Origin of the sequence: Rhodococcus sp. LB1 (assembly GCF_001583455.1) — a bacterium.
Classification (GTDB): domain Bacteria; phylum Actinomycetota; class Actinomycetes; order Mycobacteriales; family Mycobacteriaceae; genus Rhodococcus_F; species Rhodococcus_F opacus.
Window position 1 is genome coordinate 57,818 of record NZ_LTCZ01000413.1, and the last position, 17,254, is coordinate 75,071.

Consider the following 17,254-nt stretch of genomic DNA (forward strand, 5'->3'; position numbering starts at 1 on the left):
AGATATATTCTCGCCGGCGCACGGTCCGAGCCGAGAATATATCTTGCCGGACGGTCTACCCGGGCGTGTCCCGGAACATTCCGGTGTCCGTGGGGAGGGCGGCGATCACCGTGTCGAGTTGTTCGTTGTGCCGGTCGGTGGCCGCCTTCAACGCCGCGCCGTCGCGGGCGAGGAACGCCGCCAGCATGTCCCGGTGCCCGAGGTGAAGTTGCAGCCGCGCCGGCGTCCCCACCTGCGACATCGGCTGCACCGGCTCGGTGATGTTCCACGCCGACTCGAACATGTGCAGCAGTCGCTGCATCCGGCACGGCGATGCCAGGGCCAGGTGAAAGTTGCGGCTCTCCCGGTGGTAGGCGGTCAGGTCGTCCTCGAGAACCGAACGGTCGAGTGCCGCGTACGCCTCCCGGGCCCGTGCGTCGTCGGCCTCGTCGGCGAGGGTGACCGCCACGGAGTGCGCCGCCGACTCGAGGACCCCCCGCACCAGGTAGAGCTCCTCGAGTTCGTCGACGGTCAGCCGGGCGACCGTGTACCCGGCGTTGGCTCGGTGGTCGACGAGACCTTCGCCGATCAGCGTCTTCAGCGACTCGCGGATCGGGATACGGCTGACGCCGAAGTGCTCGGCCACCTCGTCCACCGGAATCGGGGTGCCCGGCGGGGCCCCGCCGCTGAGGATCACCCGGCGCAACTCCTCCAGGATCACGGTCTGCGAGCTGCCGGGATCCCGGTTGGCCAGGTTCATGACCAGCACCGACGGTCGTCGCGGGGGCATCGGGCCGTCCTCAGGCGGGGTGTACGGCGCGCCAGTGGCGGGCGATCTCGATGCGCCGGGCGACCCACACGTCGTCGTGGGACTGCACGTGATCGAGGAACCGCTCCAGCGCCGCGGTGCGGGCGGGCCGTCCGACGATGCGGCAGTGCAGACCCACGGACAGCATCTTCGGCGCCCCGGCCGTTCCCTCCGCGTACAGGACGTCGAAGGCGTCCCGCAGGTGCGCGAAGAACTGCTCACCGCTCGGGAAACCGCCGGGCGACGCGAACCGCATGTCGTTGGTGTCGAGGGTGTACGGCACCACCAGGTGGTCGACGACGCCCTTTCCGGGGGCGTCGACCTTCACCCAGTAGGGCAGGTCGTCGGCGTACGAATCGGAGTCGTACTCGAAGCCGCCGTGCTCGACGACCAGCTGCCGGGTGAGCGGGGAGTCGCGGCCGGTGTACCAGCCCAGCGGGGCCTCGCCGGTGAGGTCGCGCAGGATGGCCACCGCCTCGGCCATGTCCTTGCGTTCGGCGTCCTCGTCGGAGAGCTGGTACGACTTCCACCACAGACCGTGGCAGGCGATCTCGTGACCGAGTTCGCGAAAGGCGCTGACGGCCTCCGGGTTCCGCTGCATCGCCTTGGCGACCGCGAAGATCGTGAGCGGCAGCCCGCGTCGCTCGAATGCCCGGAGCACGCGCCACAGTCCGGCGCGGGATCCGTATTCGTAGATCGATTCCATGCTCATGTGCCGGTTCGGGAACGGCTGGGCCCCGACCATCTCGGACAGGAACGTCTCCGACGCCTCGTCGCCGTGGAGCACGTTGTTCTCGGCGCCCTCCTCGTAGTTGAGGACGAACTGGACGGCGATCTTCGCGCCGCCCGGCCACTGCGGATCGGGTGGGTGCTGCCCGTATCCGACCAGGTCACGGGGGTAGCTGGAGTCGAAAGCGTGGGTCATGATTCCAAGCCTGCCCGACCCGCCTCGGTCAGGGAACCCCACAGGCGCAACCGCGCCGTGCCGGCGTCCCGGTCGCGGACGCTCGCCTCGCCCGGGGGCGGACTGTGGAAGCTGGGCGCGGTCAAGGTGTTCGGGGTCACGGGTGCGGCTACCTCCTGATCGGGCGTGCGGGCAAGTGTAGGGCGTCGAAGTGAGTGCTGCGGGCGGTCCTCGTGCGGGGAGGTGCTCAGCTCCCCGGAACCACCGCCCGGGTGAGGAGGTCGCGCAGCGTGTCCACCGTGCATCCGGGGGCTTTCGCGCGGACCGCGTCCTCGTCGAACGCGCCGCACGCCAGTCCCCGCAGGATCACCGTCGCGAGCGCCTGGGCGGTAGCCGGTTCGTCCATCACCCCGCCACCCTGGCGGTCGAGGTACGCCTGCACCCGGGAGGCGGCGGCGGGCAGCGCGGCGCGGTAGAAGTCGAACGTCGCGAGCCAGCGGGTGATCAGATGCCCGGGATGCATGTCCCATCCCTGGTAGTACCCGCGTTCGAGCGAACGGGTGACGAGCCGGTAGTGCCGGGCCAGCGCGGCGTGGATCTCCTCGTCGCTGCCCTGCGGGATGACCTGGGTGGATCCGTCGCACACCCACACCCCGGTCTGGGCCGCCGCCACCAGCATCACGGACTTGGCGTGGTCGGCAACCGGATGCTCGAGCGACTGGAACCGTGACGCGATTCCGCAGGCCGCGCTGTAGTCGTAAGTGCCGTAGTGCAATCCGGTGCAGCGCCCGTCGGCGAGGTGGATGGCCTTCGCGACGGTCACGGTGCCGTCCGGTCCGAGCACGGCCTGCGGGCTCTCGATCTGCAACTCGAAGAGCAGCGACCTGTCGGGGAGCCCGTACGCTCGCTCGAGTTCCTCGCACAACGCGACGACGGCGGTGACCTGCTGGGCTGCACGCAGTTTCGGCACCGTGAACACGAAGCCGTCGGGAACCCCACCCGCGCCTTCGAGGACGAGTTCGAGCGTCCGGATCCCGCGGCGGCGCTCGTGCGGAGCCAGACCCTTCGCGCGGATGCCCAGCGACCGCGGGCCGGACGGGTCGGACGAGAGCAGTCGCAGCGTACGTCCCGCCTCCAGTGCGGCCGCGTCCTCGACGTCGTCGCTCCGCCAGCCGAAGCCGTCCTCGAAATCGATCCGCAGATCCATGATCGGACGGTGCTCGAGCATCGCGCGGACGTCGGGAAGCGCACCGGTCGTTCCGATTTCGGACAGCGCATTCGTGTGCCTGTCCAGCAGTTCGACAGCCTGCTCACCCCACACCCTCGGGGTGTCCGGTCCGGCGTCCGCCGCACTCACGTAGACGGTGTGGACGGGCTGCGGTTGCTGCCGATCACCCGGAAAGGCGTCCGCGAGCTCGGTGTCGACGGGGTCGAGGAGTGCGTCGACGCGGTCGAAACCGCTGTCGGGGAGACGGCTGAGGTACTGGGGGTTCACGCCACGATCTTGGCAGAAACGCGGGATTCTCGTCGTCCACGCCCCGCCGGGTGGCCTTCGTTCAGGCCGTCACACCGCGCAGATACCACTCGACGGCGCGGGCCAGTTGCCGCACGCTGCGATCGGTGCCTGGCTCGATGCCGTCGAGTGACCGGGCTCCCACGAAACGGTCGAAGACCAGGCCTTCGACGACGCTGACGAAGTCCGCGCCCGCGTTCTCGGGGTCGGCGACGCCGAGAGCGTCGAACAATTCGGTGGCGCGGGCACGGGAGAACAGGCACGTCGCGAGGAGTGCGTGCAGGTCGGCGTCACCGGACAGTTCGACGGTCAGCGCGTGCCGCGCGACGACGTCGTCGTGGCGGGTGTGCAGCAGCCGGTCCAGTGACCGGGCCACGCCCTCGGCGACGGAGGCGAGGTCGAGGGGCGGGGCCGCCGTGGTCTCGAATTCCTGCCGCGAGCGTTCGGCGAGCCGGCGCACGGCGGATTCGATCAGTGCTCGCCGGGTGCGGAAGTAGTAGGACGTGGATCCGCCCGGCAGATCCAGTGCGCGGTCGACGGCCCGATGCGTCAGCGCGCGGATGCCCTCCCGCGCGATGATCGTGATCGCCGCGTCGGCTATCTGCTCACGCCGCTCGGGCACGGTGTCGTCCTCCTCACATCGGCTTGTCGCCCGAGACTCTACATTCGTAGTGTTTCCTCTGTGGATGTAGAGGTTCTGTTGGACGACGCGCAGCGCGCGGCCGCGGCCGTCCTGCACGAGACCGCCGAGGGCATGGAGCAGGGGAGGCCCGGAGTTCGCGGCGTGTACCTGTGGGGACCCGTCGGACGTGGCAAGACGTGGTTGATGGACCGCTTCCACGGGTCGGCGGAGGTCCCGAAGCGGCGCGTGCACTTCCACTCGTTCTTCCGCCGGCTCCACGCCGACGCGCACACGCTGGGGTCCATCGACCTCGCGATCGATGCGGCACTCGGGGATGTCCGGCTGCTGTGTTTCGACGAGTTCCACCTGCACGATGTCGGGGACGCGATGCTGGTCGCGCGACTGCTGAAGGCCCTGTTCACCCGCGGGATCACGCTGGTGGCGACGTCGAACTATCCACCGGAAGGGCTGTTGCCGAATCCGCTGTTCCATCACCTGTTCGCGTCGTCGATCGCGGTGCTGGAACAGAATTTGACTGTCGTGCGGGTGGCCGGTCCCGTCGACTACCGCACCGTGGCCACGGCGGACGGCGGGTTCGCTGCCGGACGTTTCGTCCGAGCTTCCGGCACCGAGCCTCCGGCACTGTCCGAGCGCGTCGCCCTGACCGTCGGGACCCGCACGGTGACGGCCTCCGCGGTGCGGGACCGCACGGTCTGGTTCGAGTTCGCGGTGCTGTGCGGCACCCCGACCGCACCTGCCGACTACCTCGAACTGTCCGAGCGGTTCGGATGCTGGGTGATCACCGGTGTGCCCCGACTGCGGGAGGTCGGCGCGGAGACCGTGCGACGGTTCGCGAACGTCGTCGACGTGCTGTACGACAGGGGGACTTCGCTGACCCTGGTCGCCGATGCGTCGTGGGACGACGTGTTCGCCGGACTCGACGGCACCCTCGACGTCGACCGGCTGGTGAGCAGGCTGTCGACGCTGAGCCGGTGACCACCGAGGCAGACCCGTACGTGGGTCTGCCTCGGTGAATCGATCAGACGTACCGGCTGTACGCGGGGAGGTCCAGCTGGCCGTTGCCGGACAGTCCGATGACCACGACCTCCGGTTCGGTGACCGTGCGGGCGTGCTCGATGGCCGCGGCCACCGCGTGCGTCGATTCCGGCGCGGGGATGATGCCTTCGGCGCGGGCGAAGAGCAGTCCCGCGGCGAGTGCGTCGTCCTGTTCGATCGCGGTCGCCTCCATCAGCCCGAGGGCGACGGCGTGCGAGACCATCGGCGACATGCCGTGATACCGCAGACCACCCGCGTGGATGGCGGGCGGAACGAAATCGTTGCCCAGCGTGTACATCTTCAACAGCGGCGTCAGACCGGCGACGTCGCCGAAGTCGTAGCGGTATTCGCCCTGCGTCAGCGACGGGCACGCCGCAGGCTCGCAGGCGACGAGGCGGGTGGTGGTGCCCTCACGCAGATTGCGACCCAGGAACGGGAAGGTCAGGCCCGCGAGATTGGAACCAGGGCGCAACCGAATACCGTGTGCGCGACAGGCTCACCCGCCTCCTCCAGCTGGACCATCGCTTCCTGGCCGATCACCGTCTGGTGGAGCATGACGTGGTTGAGGACGCTGCCCAGCGAGTAGTGCGCGTCGGGATCGTTGGCGGCCACCTCGACGGCCTCGCTGATCGCCATGCCCAGCGAGCCGGTGGTGTCGGGGTGCTCGGCCAGGATCGCCCGACCGGCTTCGGTGAGGTCGGACGGAGACGGATGACAGATGCCGCCGTATGCCTCCATCTGGAGCCGGCGGTACGGCTTGGCGTCGAAGGACGCGCGAACCTGCCAGACCTCCACCTCGAGACCGAGCAGGGCGCCGGCGAACGACAGCGACGCGCCCCACTGACCCGCACCGGTCTCGGTGGTGAGCTTGGTGGTGCCCTCGAGCGCGTTGTAATAGGCCTGTGCCACAGCCGTGTCCGGCTTGTGCGATCCGACGGGGCTGACGCCCTCGTATTTGTAATAGATCCGTGCCGGTGTGCCGAGCACTCGCTCGAGCCGGTGTGCGCGCACCAGCGGCGACGGGCGCCACATGCCGTAGATCTCGCGGACCGTCTCGGGGATCTCGATGTACCGTTCCGTCGCGACCTCCTGTTCGATAAGGTTCGCGGGGAACAGCGGTGCCAGGTCTTCCGGTCCCAGTGGCTCACGTGTGCCGGGATGCAGGTGCGGCGGAACGGGTTCCGGAAGATCGGAGGCAAGGTTGTACCAGTGCGTGGGTACGGCCGAGGGAACCGAAACCCCCAGAGGTTCCAGCGATCGAGCCAGTTCGGTTCCGGTTACCGGGGACGTGGTCAAGTAACTCTCCTTCGTGGATGGATACGTCCCGAACATGCTGCGCTGTCCGCCGCCGCGAACGGGTGATTTTCCCGGTCCGCGCGTGTCACGATGGAGGGGCAACTCGGGAGTGAGGATGCCGGACCGTCGCGTGCGAAGCAGGGTCGTCCACACGGTCGCCCTGCTGGCGGCCGTCGTGACGGTCACCCTTGCGGTCCGGGTGGTCCCCGCGCCCGACACCCCCGCGACACCGTCGGAGCCGGGCGCAGGTGCGACGCGCGCCCTGATCATCCTCTCGGCGATCGCCGTCGTCGTCGCGGCGGTGGCGCTGGCGTCCGCCCTTCGCAGCGGCCGGCCGCGGGTCGCCCCCGACCCGCCGCCGGTAGGGTTCACCGGAAACACCGGCTCCTCGGTCTCGCGTCGGCACATTCTCGGATGGGCGGCGTTCGCCTCGCTCCTCGTGGCCGCGGCGTTCCTCCTCGGGTCCGTCGGTGGTGACGAGCCACCGGACCGTCAACCGTCGCCGGCGAGCCCGGCCGCCGACGACGGGGCCGACCGAACCGGCGAGTCCGTGCCCACCGAGACTCGTCCGCCGCCCGACCTGGTGGACGAGACCCGCGAGGACCTGACGGAATTGTGGACCGCGGCAGCGATTGCCGGTCCGATACTGGTGACCGTGCTGATCCTCGGCGCCGTGGCCCGGCGCCCCCTCCGGTCGCGGGTCGGGGCCTGGACCGCGGCGAGTTCCCCCGACGGTCCGGCTGCCTCGCAGTCGCTGGCCCGGGCAGCGGAGGAAGGTCTCGCCGTGGTCGTGGCCCCGAGTCTGCCGCCGCGTGAGGCCATCATCGCCAGTTACGCCGCCATGGAAGATGCGCTGCGCGAGGCGCCGGGCGCCGAACCGCGGGAGTCGGACACCCCGTCCGAAGTGCTGGCTCGCGCAGTGCAACTCGGAGCGCTGCGCTTCGAGGCGGCGGCGCCGCTGGTGCGGCTGTTCTCCGAGGCACGGTTCAGCCTGCATCCGATGGGCGAACAGCACCGTGACGAGGCCGCCGATCTGCTCCGGCGTGTGCTCGACGACCTGGGGAGCGACGCGTGCTCGCCGTCGCGGTAGCCGGTGTCGGGGCAGTGCTGGCCGTGGAGGTCCCGCTGGTGGCCGCCGGCCGGTACAGTGCGGCCGTGCTGATCGCGGGAGCGGTGACCGCGCTGGTGCTCTTCGAGATTCGACGACGGATGGCACCCGGGGACGTCGAGGATCAGCCGCCGGGACCGGAGGCGGAGCGGGCCGAGGCGACGGCCCGCTGGATGGCACGGACGGAATCATTGATCAGCTGGGCGGACGGTACGCGCGGCGACTGGGACCACCATCTGCGTCCGCTCCTGGCGCGCGAGTTCCAGCAGTCCACCGGACAGCGGCAGGGACTCGACCCCGCCGACACCGCAGCCGCGGGTGAGGTGTTCTTCGGCGACTTGTGGCAGTGGGTCGATCCCGAGTGCGTGCAGCGCTCCGACAGGGCCGCACCCGGGCCGGGCCGGGACGTGCTGGACCGGATCCTGCAACGGCTGGAGCAGCTGTGACGATGCCCGCCGAGGTCACCACCGCGCGCGCCCACGCGGTGCTGGCGGAGGTCGAACGGGCGGTGGTCGGCAAACACGACGAACTCACGTCGATCCTGCTCGCGGTACTCGCCGGCGGGCACGTGCTCATCGAGGATCTGCCCGGACTCGGAAAGACCTTGGTGGCACGATCTTTCGCTGCCGCGCTCGGGCTCGACTTCACGCGGGTCCAGTTCACCCCCGACCTGCTGCCCGCCGACCTGCTCGGCGCCACCATCTACGACATGCCGTCGGGTCGGTTCGAATTTCGTCCGGGCCCGATCTTCACCAACCTGCTTCTCGCCGACGAGATCAACCGCACTCCACCCAAGACCCAGGCCGCACTGCTCGAGGCGATGGCGGAGGGGCAGGTCAGCGTCGACGGCACCACCCGGATCCTGCCGCGTCCCTTCATCGTGCTCGCCACCGACAATCCCATCGAGTACGAGGGCACCTACCCGTTACCCGAGGCGCAGCTGGACCGGTTCGCGCTCCGCCTGCGACTGGGATATCTCACCGAGACCGACGAGCACGAGATGCTGCGCCGACGGCTCGACCGGGGATCCGCCGCCGTCGTCGTCGAGCAGGTGGTCGATGCGGCCGACCTCCTGGCGATGCGCGAATCGCTCGAGCAGGTCAGTGTTCATCACGACGTCCTCGGGTATGTCGTCGCGCTCGCGAACGCCACCCGGCATCACCCGCAGGTCGAGGTCGGGGCCAGCCCCCGCGCCGAACTCGACCTCGTACAGCTGGCGCGGGCGCGCGCCCTGCTCTCGGGCCGGGACTTCGTCATTCCCGAGGACATCAAAGCCCTGGCCGTTCCCGCTGTCGCGCACCGCATCAGCCTGCGCCCGGAGATGTGGGTGCGCCGCATCCGCAGCGACGACGTCCTCGCGGAACTGTTGCGCCGTCTCCCCGCGCCGAGGGCACGATGACGGAGCACCAGCTGACGTGGCGGGCATCGCCGGCAGCCCTCGCACTGACGACCTGCGCCGCCGTGGCATTGACGGCGGGTGTCGTGGGGCGGTGGTGGGAACTGATCGTGTTCGCCGCCCCGATGCTGGGAGCGCTCGGCACGGTGATGTGGTTGCCCCGTCCGGCCATCGGCGTCCGGGTCGAGGCGTCGGCACGCATGCTGCGGTGTTTCGAATCAGAGTCCGTGCACTTCTCGGTGGACGTGACGGCCTGCGGTGGTGCGGCGGAACTCGAGGTGGCACCGGCGCCGTCCGACGGCTACACGGTCGAGCCGGTCGGCGACGGCGACTACGTGGTGTCGGCGGACCGGTGGGGCCGGTACGAATCCGCACTGACGGTCACGGCACGTGCCGGCGGCGGCCTGCTCACCGCTTTGCTACCGGTTCCCGTCACGGAGCTGCGGGTGTTCCCGTTGGCGCCGCCGATGCCGACTCCGTTGCCCCACGCCACACTTCCGGACCGAATCGGCGCACACCGCACCCGCCGATTCGGTTCGGGCGTCGAGTTCGGGGACATCCGCCCGCACGCGCCGGGAGACCCGCTGCGGAGCGTCAACTGGCCGGTGAGTGCCCGCCGCGGCCGGCTCCACGTCACCGAACGGATCATGGACCGCGCCGCGGACGTCGTCGCCGTCCTCGACACCACCCCGCAGGCACCGGGCCCCGCGTCGGAGAGCCTGCACCGGACCGTGCGCGGGGCGACGCAGGTGGTGCAGACGGCCCTGCAGCGCGGCGACCGGGCCGGGGTCGTCGTTCACGGGCTCCGGCTGCGATGGCTCGGCGCCGACATCGGGCGCAGGCAGTTCTACCGAATCCTCGACACCGTGCTCGACTCCGAGGCCGGCGCCGCCGAAGGCACACTCGTCCCGAGGGTCGCGCTGCCGCCGAGGGCCGTGGTCATCGCGTTCTCCACCATGCTGGACACCAACTTCGCGCTGTCGCTGCTGGAGCTGAGGCGGCGCGGTCACGTCGTCGTGGCCGTCGACGTGCTCCGCGGCCCGCCGTTCGAGTACGAACTCGATCCGATGACCGGCAGGATGTGGCGGCTCGAGCGGCGGAACATGTACCGGAACATGGGCGTTCTCGGGGTCCCGGTGGTGGCGTGGGACGACGATTCCGCACTGGATCTGGCGCTGGCCCTCGCCGATCGTGCCCGCCGGCGGTCGGGGGCACTCCGATGAGATGGATTGCGGTGGTCGTGGTGCAGGCGGCGCTGGTCGCGCTCGTCCTGGGCAACGCGTCCGCGTTCGCGGCGGCCGCCGCGGGTGTCGCGGCGACGGGACTGTTGCTCGTCGCGTACACCGGCCTCGCACCGGGAATCTCGACGCTGCTGCTGGGCGCGGTTGTCACCGGTGCTGCGGCGTCTCTGGCAGCGGCACTGCCGGACGGGCCGGCATGGGTGTCCCTGCTCGGGCCGGTTGCGGCGGTGGTGCTGTTCCTCGTCGCGGTGTGGCCGTACGTCGCCAGGCGCACCCGCACGGCCGAGGATCAGAACCGGCGGATGCTGTAGATGTGGAACTGCGACAGCGGCGCCAGACCTACGGGCACGCCGCGCCCGTACGCATTGAAGACCTGACCGAAGCCGGCGTAGATACCGATGTGCGACGCGTCCGGGTTGAGCACCACGATGTCGCCGGGAGCCAGCGCCCACAGCGGAATGGGTGCGCCGACCTCGGCCTGCTCCCACGTGGTGCGTGGCAGATTCACCCCGCCTGCCGGAATGCCCACTGCACCAGCCCCGAGCAGTCCCACGCGTCCGGACCCGTCCCACCCCACAGATAGGGCTTGCCCGTCTGGGTCGTCGCGGCGGCGAGCGCGGCCAGCCCGGTCGGGGTGGGAATGGGCGTCGGGAGAACGGAAGAACCCATCGAACTGCCGCCGGTGCTGCCGCTGTCGGAACTCCCCGCCACCGGTGCGGCGTTCGCGGGAAGGGCGACGAGGGCGGTCGCACAGAACGCGAGAGCACCGGCAACGGCAGCGCGCCGCACGGGACGGAGATGTCTGCGCTGGGACACGAGGTCCCCCCTTTGTTCGCTACTGCTCGTGGAGAGCCGTGGAACCGCCCCGACCATCGGTTGACACGTCTCGATGAGGTCACGGAAAGCGTACAAAGTGTTGCGGCATCGTGCCTGATAATTGCGAATATCCGTCCGAACTGGGCAGATTCGGTCAAATTTCGGTAACTGTCACCCCTGGGCCAGGGTCAGCACCACGTCTGCCAGGGCCGGAGCATGATCACGCTCGGGAACCGTGGCCGAGATGAGGAGGCAGCCCTCTTCCCGCCAGATCCGCGTGTGCAGCGTCTCGCCGGGAAAAACCACGCCCGCGAACCGGACTCGGAACCCCGCGACCTGCGACGCGTCCGAGTCGAGCACCGCGTCGACGGCCGCTTTGCACACCATCCCGTAGGTGCACAGGCCGTGCAGAATCGGGGCGGGAAACCCTGCGGCGGAAGCGAACTTCGGGTCGGAATGCAGGGGGTTGCGGTCACCGCACATCCGGTACATCAGCGCCTGCTGCGGAAGGACAGGGGTGTCGACCTCGACGTCGGCAGGCCGGTCGGGCAACTCGACGGACTGCGACGGGCCGCGCTCACCCCCGAAACCGCCTTCCCCGCGGGCGAAGATGGACGACCGCCCGGTCCACAGGGGAGTGCCGTCGAGGTCGGTGGTCGTCGATTCCTGCACGATGACGGCGGCCTTGCCCTTGTCCCACACCTCGGCGATACGGGTGGTGGTGCGGGCCTTGCCCTCCGGGGGAATCGGCTGGTGCACGGTCACTTCCTGGCTGCCGTGGACCACGTTTGCGAGGTCGATCTCGACTCCCGGGAACGACACACGCGGGGCCTCGGTCGCGTGGAAATTCGCGGCCACCGTGGCGAACGTGGGGAGCACCTGCGGCTTCCCGTCGGTGAGGTACCGCAACTCCTTCTCGTCGAGCGGACGGGATCCGGCACCGAGAGCCAGGTGGTAGTGCTGCACGTCGGAACTGGTCCAGGAGAACTCCTGAACGGGCAGTTCGGCTCCGATGGCGATGTTCGGATCAATGGGCATTGGTGGTGTCTCCGGTGAGTGACGTCGGGGAATCGGCCTGGGAGGACTTGTCGAGGATATCGAGAACCGCGAGATAGCCGAACGTCATCGCCGGGCCGATGGTCGCGCCGGGGCCGGCGTAGGTGTGGCCCATCACCGGGCCGCTGGCATTGCCCACCGCATAGAGGTTCTCGATCGTGCTGCCGTCCTCCCGCAGCACGCGGGCGTTGCGGTCGGTGCGGAGACCGCCCTTGGTGCCGAGGTCGCCCGGGACCATCTTGACGGCGAAGAACGGCGCCTTCGCGAGCGTCCCGAGGCTCGGATTGGGCTTGTTGCGGGGATCCCCGTAGTAGTGGTCGTAACCGCTCTCACCACGGCCGAAGTCCTCGTCCTTGCCGTTCCGGGCGAAAGTGTTGAAACGCGAGACCGTTTCGGTGAGTGCGTCGACCGGCACGCCGATCTTCCCGGCCAGCTCGGCGACGGTGCCCGCCTTGACGATCACACCGGCCTTCAGCCAGCGACCGGGGAACGGGGAGCGCGGCGTGACTCCGGCGAACGCATACCGGTCGCGGTAACGCTGGTCGAGGACGAGCCAGCACGGCACGTTCTCGCCCGGTCCGTCGCCCTGGCCGTGTGTGCCGCCGTACATCGCGTGCGTCGCCTCGACGTACGGCGCGGATTCGTTGACGAAGCGCTTGCCGGATTCGTTGATCATGATGCAGCCGGGCAGGCTCCGCTCGGACAGCGCGAACCACGGGCCGCCGGTGAGCGGGATGGACGGTCCCCACCAGGCGTCTTCCATCAGATCGAGCGCGGCGCCGAGCTTTTCGCCCGCCCAGATGCCGTCGCCCGTGTTGGCCTTCGCGCCGACGGTCCATTCGGTGCCGATCGGTGCCCGCTGGTACTTCTTGCGGGCCTCGTCGTTGTGCTCGAATCCGCCCGACGCGATCACGACGCCGCGGCGAGCCCGGAACACCTGTGGCTGTCCGTCGACCGTGGCGTTGACGCCCTTGACCACGCCGTCCTCCACGTACAGGTCGGTGAGCGGGGTGTCGAGCAGGATCGGGACGCCGGCGGCCTTCAGTCCGGCCTGCAGTCCGGCGACGAGCGCCTGACCGCGGACGAGCAGGCGCTTCCCGGTGAGCTTGGCGCCGAGGAATCGGAGCCCGACCCGGGCCGCGCGCAGCGGGCCGCGGGGGTTGCGCATCAGCAGGTTCAGCCAGCGGTAATCGGCTTGGGTGATCACGAAATTCGACGGGGCCTTGACGTAATCGGGTTCGAGCTTCGCGAGGTCGGCGCCGAGCTTCCTGCCGTCGAAGGGTGTCGGCTCGACGGACCGTCCGCCGAGCCGTCCGCCGGGGGCCTCGGGGTAGTAGTCGGAGTATTCGGGCACCCACTGCAGTTTCAGCGGGCTGTTCTTCAGCACGAACGACAGCATCTCGGGGCCGCGGTCGATGTAGGCGTCGATCCGGTCCTTCGGGACGACGTCGCCGATGATGCTGTGCAGGTAGGTCCGCGCGGCGTCCGTGGTGTCCTCGACTCCCGCGGCGATCAGCGCCTCGTTGTTCGGGATCCACACGCCACCGCCGGAGCGTGCGGTGGAGCCGCCGAAGTGCGGCGCCTTTTCGAGGATGACGACGCTGAGTCCCTTGTGGGCGGCGGTCAGGGCCGCGGTCATTCCACCGGCACCGCTACCGACGACCACGATGTCGTATTCGTGCTTGCTCATGTAGAACACGTTATAGAATGATGGGGTTGTCAGTCCATCCTTTCTGCCAGGAAGTATTACTGACGCCAACAAACAAGAACGAAACACGTTGCAGTGGAAACCGGTGGGCGTGCGCACGCAAACGAACTTCAGGGAAGGTCCTCAACCATGCTCTCGACGCAACTACGCACCGAGTTGGCGAATCAGCTCGACGCCGCGGAACGGGGCCGTGCTCCCATCGGCCCCCTGACCGCGGACCACCCCGACATCGACGTCGTCGACGCCTACGAGATCCAGTTGATCAACATCCGCCGCCGGCTGCAGGACGGAGCGAAGGTCGTCGGGCACAAGGTCGGCCTGTCGTCCCTCGCCATGCAGCAGATGATGGGCGTCGACGAACCCGACTACGGCCACCTGCTCGCCGACATGGAGGTCTTCGAGGACCAGCCCGTCGACACGGCGCGGTTCTGCTTCCCGCGCGTCGAGGTCGAGGTCGCGTTCGTGCTGGGCGCCGACCTCCCCGGCGCAGGCTGCACCGAGCAGGACGTCCTGGACGCCACCGTGGCGTTCGCGCCGTCCATCGAGCTGATCGACAGCCGGATCACCGATTGGAAGATCACACTGCCCGACACGATCGCGGACAACGCGTCGTCCGCCGGTTTCGTGCTCGGGAAGAACCGGGTGCGGCCCGCGGACATCGACATCACAGCCATCGACGCCGTGCTGACGAGCAACGGCGAGACCAAGGCCGAGGGGCGCAGCGACGCGGTGCTCGGCAATCCGGTGACGGCCGTCGCCTGGCTCGCGCAGAAGGTCGAGAGCTTCGGCGTCCGGCTGAAGGCCGGCGACATCGTGCTGCCCGGATCGTGCACCCGCGCCATCGGCGCGCATCCGGGCGATCACTTCCGCGCCGAGTTCAGTGGGCTCGGCTCCGTATCCCTGCAGTTCAAGTAGGAGTTTGTTCATGACAAAGGCAAGTGTGGCGATCGTCGGTTCGGGCAACATCAGCACCGACCTGCTCTACAAGCTGCAACGATCCGAGTGGCTCGAACCCCGGTGGATGATCGGGATCGACCCCGAGAGCGAGGGCCTGGCACGGGCCCGCAAGATGGGGCTGGAGACGTCGGCCGAGGGTGTCGACTGGTTGCTGAACCAGCCGGAGAAACCCGATCTCGTCTTCGAGGCCACGTCCGCGTACGTGCATCGGGAGGCAGCGCCGCGGTACGAGGCCGCCGGCATCCGGGCCGTCGACCTGACACCCGCCGCCGTCGGACCGGCCGTGGTCCCGCCGGCGAACCTGCGCGAGCACCTCGGCGCCCCCAACGTCAACATGATCACGTGCGGAGGTCAGGCCACGATCCCGATCGTGTACGCCGTCTCCCGCATCGTCGACGTGCCCTACGCCGAGATCGTCGCGTCGGTGGCGTCCGTCTCCGCGGGCCCGGGCACCCGCGCCAACATCGACGAGTTCACCAAGACCACCAGCCGCGGCATCGAGACCATCGGCGGAGCGCAGCGCGGCAAGGCCATCATCATCCTCAACCCGGCCGACCCGCCGATGATCATGCGGGACACGATCTTCTGCGCGATCCCCGAGGACGCCGACCGCGCCGCCATCACCGATTCCATCCACCGCGTCGTCGCGGACATCCAGCAATACGTCCCCGGCTACCGGCTGCTCAACGAACCGCAGTTCGACGACCCGAGCGTCGTGTCGGGCGGGCAGGCGACGGTCACGACGTTCGTCGAGGTCGAGGGCGCAGGCGACTTCCTGCCCCCGTACGCGGGCAACCTCGACATCATGACCGCGGCGGCAACCAAGGTGGGCGAGGAGATCGCCCAGAAGCTCCTGAGTGTGGAGGCATGAGCACTATGGTCCATTTCGACGCCAGTTGGGACATCCGAGTCACCGACACCTCGCTGAGGGACGGTTCGCACCACAAGCGGCACCAATTCACCGGTGAGGAGGTCCGGGCCATCGTCGGTGCGCTCGACAACGCCGGGGTCCCGGTCATCGAGGTGACGCACGGCGACGGACTGGGTGGGTCCTCGTTCAACTACGGGTTCTCCAAGGTCCCGGAGCAGGAACTCATCTCGATCGCCGTCGACACGGCGAAGAACGCGAAGATCGCCTTCCTCATGCTGCCGGGGCTCGGCATCAAGGACGACATCATCGTCGCCCAGGACAACGGCGCCTCGATCTGCCGCATCGCCACGCACTGCACCGAGGCGGACGTGTCCATCCAGCACTTCGGGCTGGCCCGCGACCGCGGTCTCGAGACCGTCGGCTTCCTGATGATGGCGCATTCGATCGCACCGGAAAAGCTCGCCAAGCAGGCCCGGATCATGGCCGACGCCGGCTGCCAGTGCGTGTACGTGGTCGACTCCGCTGGCGCGCTCGTGCTCGAGCAGGTGTCGGACCGCGTCGAGGCGCTGGTGCAGGAACTCGGCTCGGACGCCCAGGTGGGTTTCCACGGTCACGAGAACCTCGGACTCGGTGTGGCCAACTCGATCGCCGCCGTCCGGGCAGGGGCCAAGCAGATCGACGGCAGCACAAGACGATTCGGCGCCGGTGCCGGTAACGCGCCGGTCGAGGCGTTCGTCGGCGTGTGCGACAAGATCGGCGTCAAGACGGGGATCGACTTCTTCGCGATCGCCGACGCCGCCGAGGACGTGGTGCGTCCGGCGATGCCCGCCGAATGTCTCCTCGACCGTCAGGCGCTGATGATGGGGTACGCCGGCGTCTACTCGAGCTTCCTCAAGCACGCCGAACGCCAGGCCGAACGGTACGGCGTCTCGTCCGCCGAACTGCTCGTCCGCGCCGGCAAGCGCAAGCTCGTCGGCGGCCAGGAAGATCAGCTCATCGACATCGCGCTCGAACTGCAGCGCGAGCGGGCTGCGGCTGCGCCGCCCGTGAGTACTTCTTAACGTCGGGCGGTTGATAAGTACTCACGGGTCAGCGGGCGGTCTCCCACAGCCCGACGACGTTGCCCTCGGAGTCGGTGAAGTATGCGGCGAATCCCATGTTCCCGACGGGGGTCCTGCCGGTGACGGTCTTGCCACCGAGGGATTCGATCCTTTCGAGGGCGGATTCGATGCTCTCGACGTCGACGGTGACCACGGGAGAGGTCACCTCCCCGCGCTGCATCATGCCGCCGTTGATGTAACCCGGTTCGTCGGGCATGCCGCTCTCACCGACGGGTCCGGTGGTGACCATGCTGTAGTCCATGTCGGGGATCTCGGCGATGGCCCACCCGAATGCGTCCCGATAGAACGCTCGTGCGCGGTCACCGTCGTCGAAGGGGATCTCGAAGTGCACGATTCGGCCTGTCATGGCACGCCTCCGGTTCGGCTGGAACCGCCGTATCCGACGGCACATCCAGCCTAAGCGCCCGACGAATGTCACATCGGGCGCCGCATCCGCCGCAGCGGCACCGACGACTATTCGACGCGATCTCGCACGTCGATGAACCCCTCCATCACCGCGTGGTTGATGCTGTCCCACAGTCGCGGGCACCCCTCGCGGAGCGCGGTGGACTGTCCCTCGCCGACGGCGTCCCGAAACGTCGGGCACGTCTTCGCAGGGTCGTCCGTCCACTGGACGCTTGTGTGCTTGAGGCTGTTCTTGCGCACCAGCACACAGGTTCCGCACGTACGGCACTCGACTTCGTTCATGCCGTCGTCGAGGTAATTGGCCTTGTCGGCCAACGTTTGCGCATGAATGGCCTCGAGCCGAGCAGGCTGCCCGGCGAAGTCGGGAGCTTTGGCCCATTCGGTCGAGGCACTCATG

General features: G+C 68.9%; 18 protein-coding genes and 2 pseudogenes. 9 read left to right on the plus strand and 11 right to left on the minus strand.

The window, feature by feature from the left end; all coding sequences use genetic code 11:
* Positions 1 to 55 precede the first annotated feature (55 nt).
* The 5 genes from AZG88_RS41805 to AZG88_RS41820 form a co-directional block, all read right to left on the minus strand.
* Entirely contained in the window at positions 56 to 769 is a 714-nt protein-coding gene (locus tag AZG88_RS41805; protein WP_005244836.1) for a GntR family transcriptional regulator, read from the minus strand.
* Positions 770 to 779: 10 nt separating this feature from the next.
* Positions 780 to 1,712 carry an allantoinase PuuE gene (puuE, locus tag AZG88_RS41810; protein ID WP_061043600.1) on the minus strand — a complete coding sequence of 311 codons (933 nt, stop codon included), beginning with the start codon at positions 1,710 to 1,712 and terminating at the stop codon, positions 780 to 782.
* On the minus strand, positions 1,709 to 1,852 hold the full coding sequence (locus AZG88_RS53180; RefSeq protein WP_179443281.1) for a hypothetical protein: 144 nt from the start codon (positions 1,850 to 1,852) through the stop codon (positions 1,709 to 1,711). Before AZG88_RS53180 ends, puuE begins: the two co-directional genes overlap by 4 nt.
* 86 nt (positions 1,853 to 1,938) lie before the next feature.
* Positions 1,939 to 3,186, minus strand: coding sequence for a DUF6986 family protein (locus tag AZG88_RS41815; protein ID WP_061701041.1), 1,248 nt, complete (start codon positions 3,184 to 3,186; stop codon positions 1,939 to 1,941).
* A 61-nt stretch (positions 3,187 to 3,247) separates the two neighbouring features.
* A complete protein-coding gene (locus AZG88_RS41820) occupies positions 3,248 to 3,826 on the minus strand; it encodes a TetR/AcrR family transcriptional regulator (RefSeq protein ID WP_005244833.1) in 579 nt (192 codons plus the stop codon).
* A 78-nt stretch (positions 3,827 to 3,904) separates the two neighbouring features.
* On the opposite strand from AZG88_RS41820, the gene zapE reads away from it, so the two are divergent.
* A complete protein-coding gene (gene zapE / locus AZG88_RS41825; RefSeq protein ID WP_037180085.1) occupies positions 3,905 to 4,822 on the plus strand; it encodes a cell division protein ZapE in 918 nt (305 codons plus the stop codon).
* A gap of 43 nt (positions 4,823 to 4,865) precedes the next feature.
* On the opposite strand, the pseudogene AZG88_RS41830 reads toward zapE, so the two are convergent.
* Positions 4,866 to 6,178 (minus strand): annotated as a pseudogene (locus tag AZG88_RS41830) (TrpB-like pyridoxal phosphate-dependent enzyme).
* Positions 6,179 to 6,293: 115 nt separating this feature from the next.
* On the opposite strand from AZG88_RS41830, the gene AZG88_RS41835 reads away from it, so the two are divergent.
* Genes AZG88_RS41835 through AZG88_RS41855 form a run of 5 tightly spaced genes read left to right on the plus strand, consistent with a single transcriptional unit; the run spans position 6,294 to position 10,234 of the window.
* On the plus strand, positions 6,294 to 7,268 hold the full coding sequence (locus tag AZG88_RS41835) for a DUF4129 domain-containing protein (protein ID WP_005244830.1): 975 nt from the start codon (positions 6,294 to 6,296) through the stop codon (positions 7,266 to 7,268).
* Complete coding sequence (locus AZG88_RS41840; protein ID WP_005244829.1) at positions 7,250 to 7,732, plus strand: hypothetical protein; 483 nt, start codon at positions 7,250 to 7,252, stop codon at positions 7,730 to 7,732. Before AZG88_RS41835 ends, AZG88_RS41840 begins: the two co-directional genes overlap by 19 nt.
* Entirely contained in the window at positions 7,729 to 8,685 is a 957-nt protein-coding gene (locus AZG88_RS41845) for an AAA family ATPase (RefSeq protein ID WP_005263839.1), read from the plus strand. Before AZG88_RS41840 ends, AZG88_RS41845 begins: the two co-directional genes overlap by 4 nt.
* On the plus strand, positions 8,682 to 9,905 hold the full coding sequence (locus tag AZG88_RS41850) for a DUF58 domain-containing protein (RefSeq protein WP_005244827.1): 1,224 nt from the start codon (positions 8,682 to 8,684) through the stop codon (positions 9,903 to 9,905). Before AZG88_RS41845 ends, AZG88_RS41850 begins: the two co-directional genes overlap by 4 nt.
* Positions 9,902 to 10,234: a hypothetical protein gene (locus AZG88_RS41855; protein ID WP_061701042.1), complete on the plus strand. Its 333-nt coding sequence runs from the start codon at positions 9,902 to 9,904 to the stop codon at positions 10,232 to 10,234. Before AZG88_RS41850 ends, AZG88_RS41855 begins: the two co-directional genes overlap by 4 nt.
* Here AZG88_RS41855 and AZG88_RS41860 read toward each other — a convergent pair.
* The 3 genes and pseudogenes from AZG88_RS41860 to kstD form a co-directional block, all read right to left on the minus strand.
* Positions 10,213 to 10,712: pseudogene (locus AZG88_RS41860) on the minus strand (C40 family peptidase). The gene AZG88_RS41855 and the pseudogene AZG88_RS41860 overlap by 22 nt on opposite strands.
* Positions 10,713 to 10,910: 198 nt before the next feature.
* Positions 10,911 to 11,777 (minus strand): MaoC/PaaZ C-terminal domain-containing protein, encoded by an 867-nt coding sequence (locus AZG88_RS41865; protein ID WP_005244824.1) that lies wholly within the window; start codon positions 11,775 to 11,777, stop codon positions 10,911 to 10,913.
* Positions 11,767 to 13,485, minus strand: coding sequence for a 3-oxosteroid 1-dehydrogenase (kstD, locus tag AZG88_RS41870; protein WP_082833614.1), 1,719 nt, complete (start codon positions 13,483 to 13,485; stop codon positions 11,767 to 11,769). Before kstD ends, AZG88_RS41865 begins: the two co-directional genes overlap by 11 nt.
* A gap of 147 nt (positions 13,486 to 13,632) precedes the next feature.
* Here kstD and AZG88_RS41875 point away from each other — a divergent pair, with 147 nt between their 5' ends.
* Genes AZG88_RS41875 through dmpG form a run of 3 tightly spaced genes read left to right on the plus strand, consistent with a single transcriptional unit; the run spans position 13,633 to position 16,392 of the window.
* A complete protein-coding gene (locus AZG88_RS41875) occupies positions 13,633 to 14,418 on the plus strand; it encodes a 2-keto-4-pentenoate hydratase (protein ID WP_061701044.1) in 786 nt (261 codons plus the stop codon).
* Positions 14,419 to 14,428: 10 nt separating this feature from the next.
* The gene (locus tag AZG88_RS41880) at positions 14,429 to 15,331 is read left to right on the plus strand and encodes an acetaldehyde dehydrogenase (acetylating) (protein WP_061701045.1); all 903 of its coding nucleotides are present in this window, start codon (positions 14,429 to 14,431) and stop codon (positions 15,329 to 15,331) included.
* Positions 15,328 to 16,392 carry a 4-hydroxy-2-oxovalerate aldolase gene (gene dmpG / locus AZG88_RS41885; RefSeq protein ID WP_061043609.1) on the plus strand — a complete coding sequence of 355 codons (1,065 nt, stop codon included), beginning with the start codon at positions 15,328 to 15,330 and terminating at the stop codon, positions 16,390 to 16,392. Before AZG88_RS41880 ends, dmpG begins: the two co-directional genes overlap by 4 nt.
* A gap of 28 nt (positions 16,393 to 16,420) precedes the next feature.
* On the opposite strand, the gene AZG88_RS41890 is transcribed toward dmpG, so the two are convergent.
* Positions 16,421 to 16,798, minus strand: a complete 378-nt coding sequence (locus AZG88_RS41890) for a VOC family protein (protein WP_005574864.1) — start codon at positions 16,796 to 16,798, stop codon at positions 16,421 to 16,423.
* A gap of 107 nt (positions 16,799 to 16,905) precedes the next feature.
* Positions 16,906 to 17,253: a hypothetical protein gene (locus tag AZG88_RS41895; RefSeq protein WP_005244812.1), complete on the minus strand. Its 348-nt coding sequence runs from the start codon at positions 17,251 to 17,253 to the stop codon at positions 16,906 to 16,908.
* Position 17,254 lies beyond the last annotated feature (1 nt).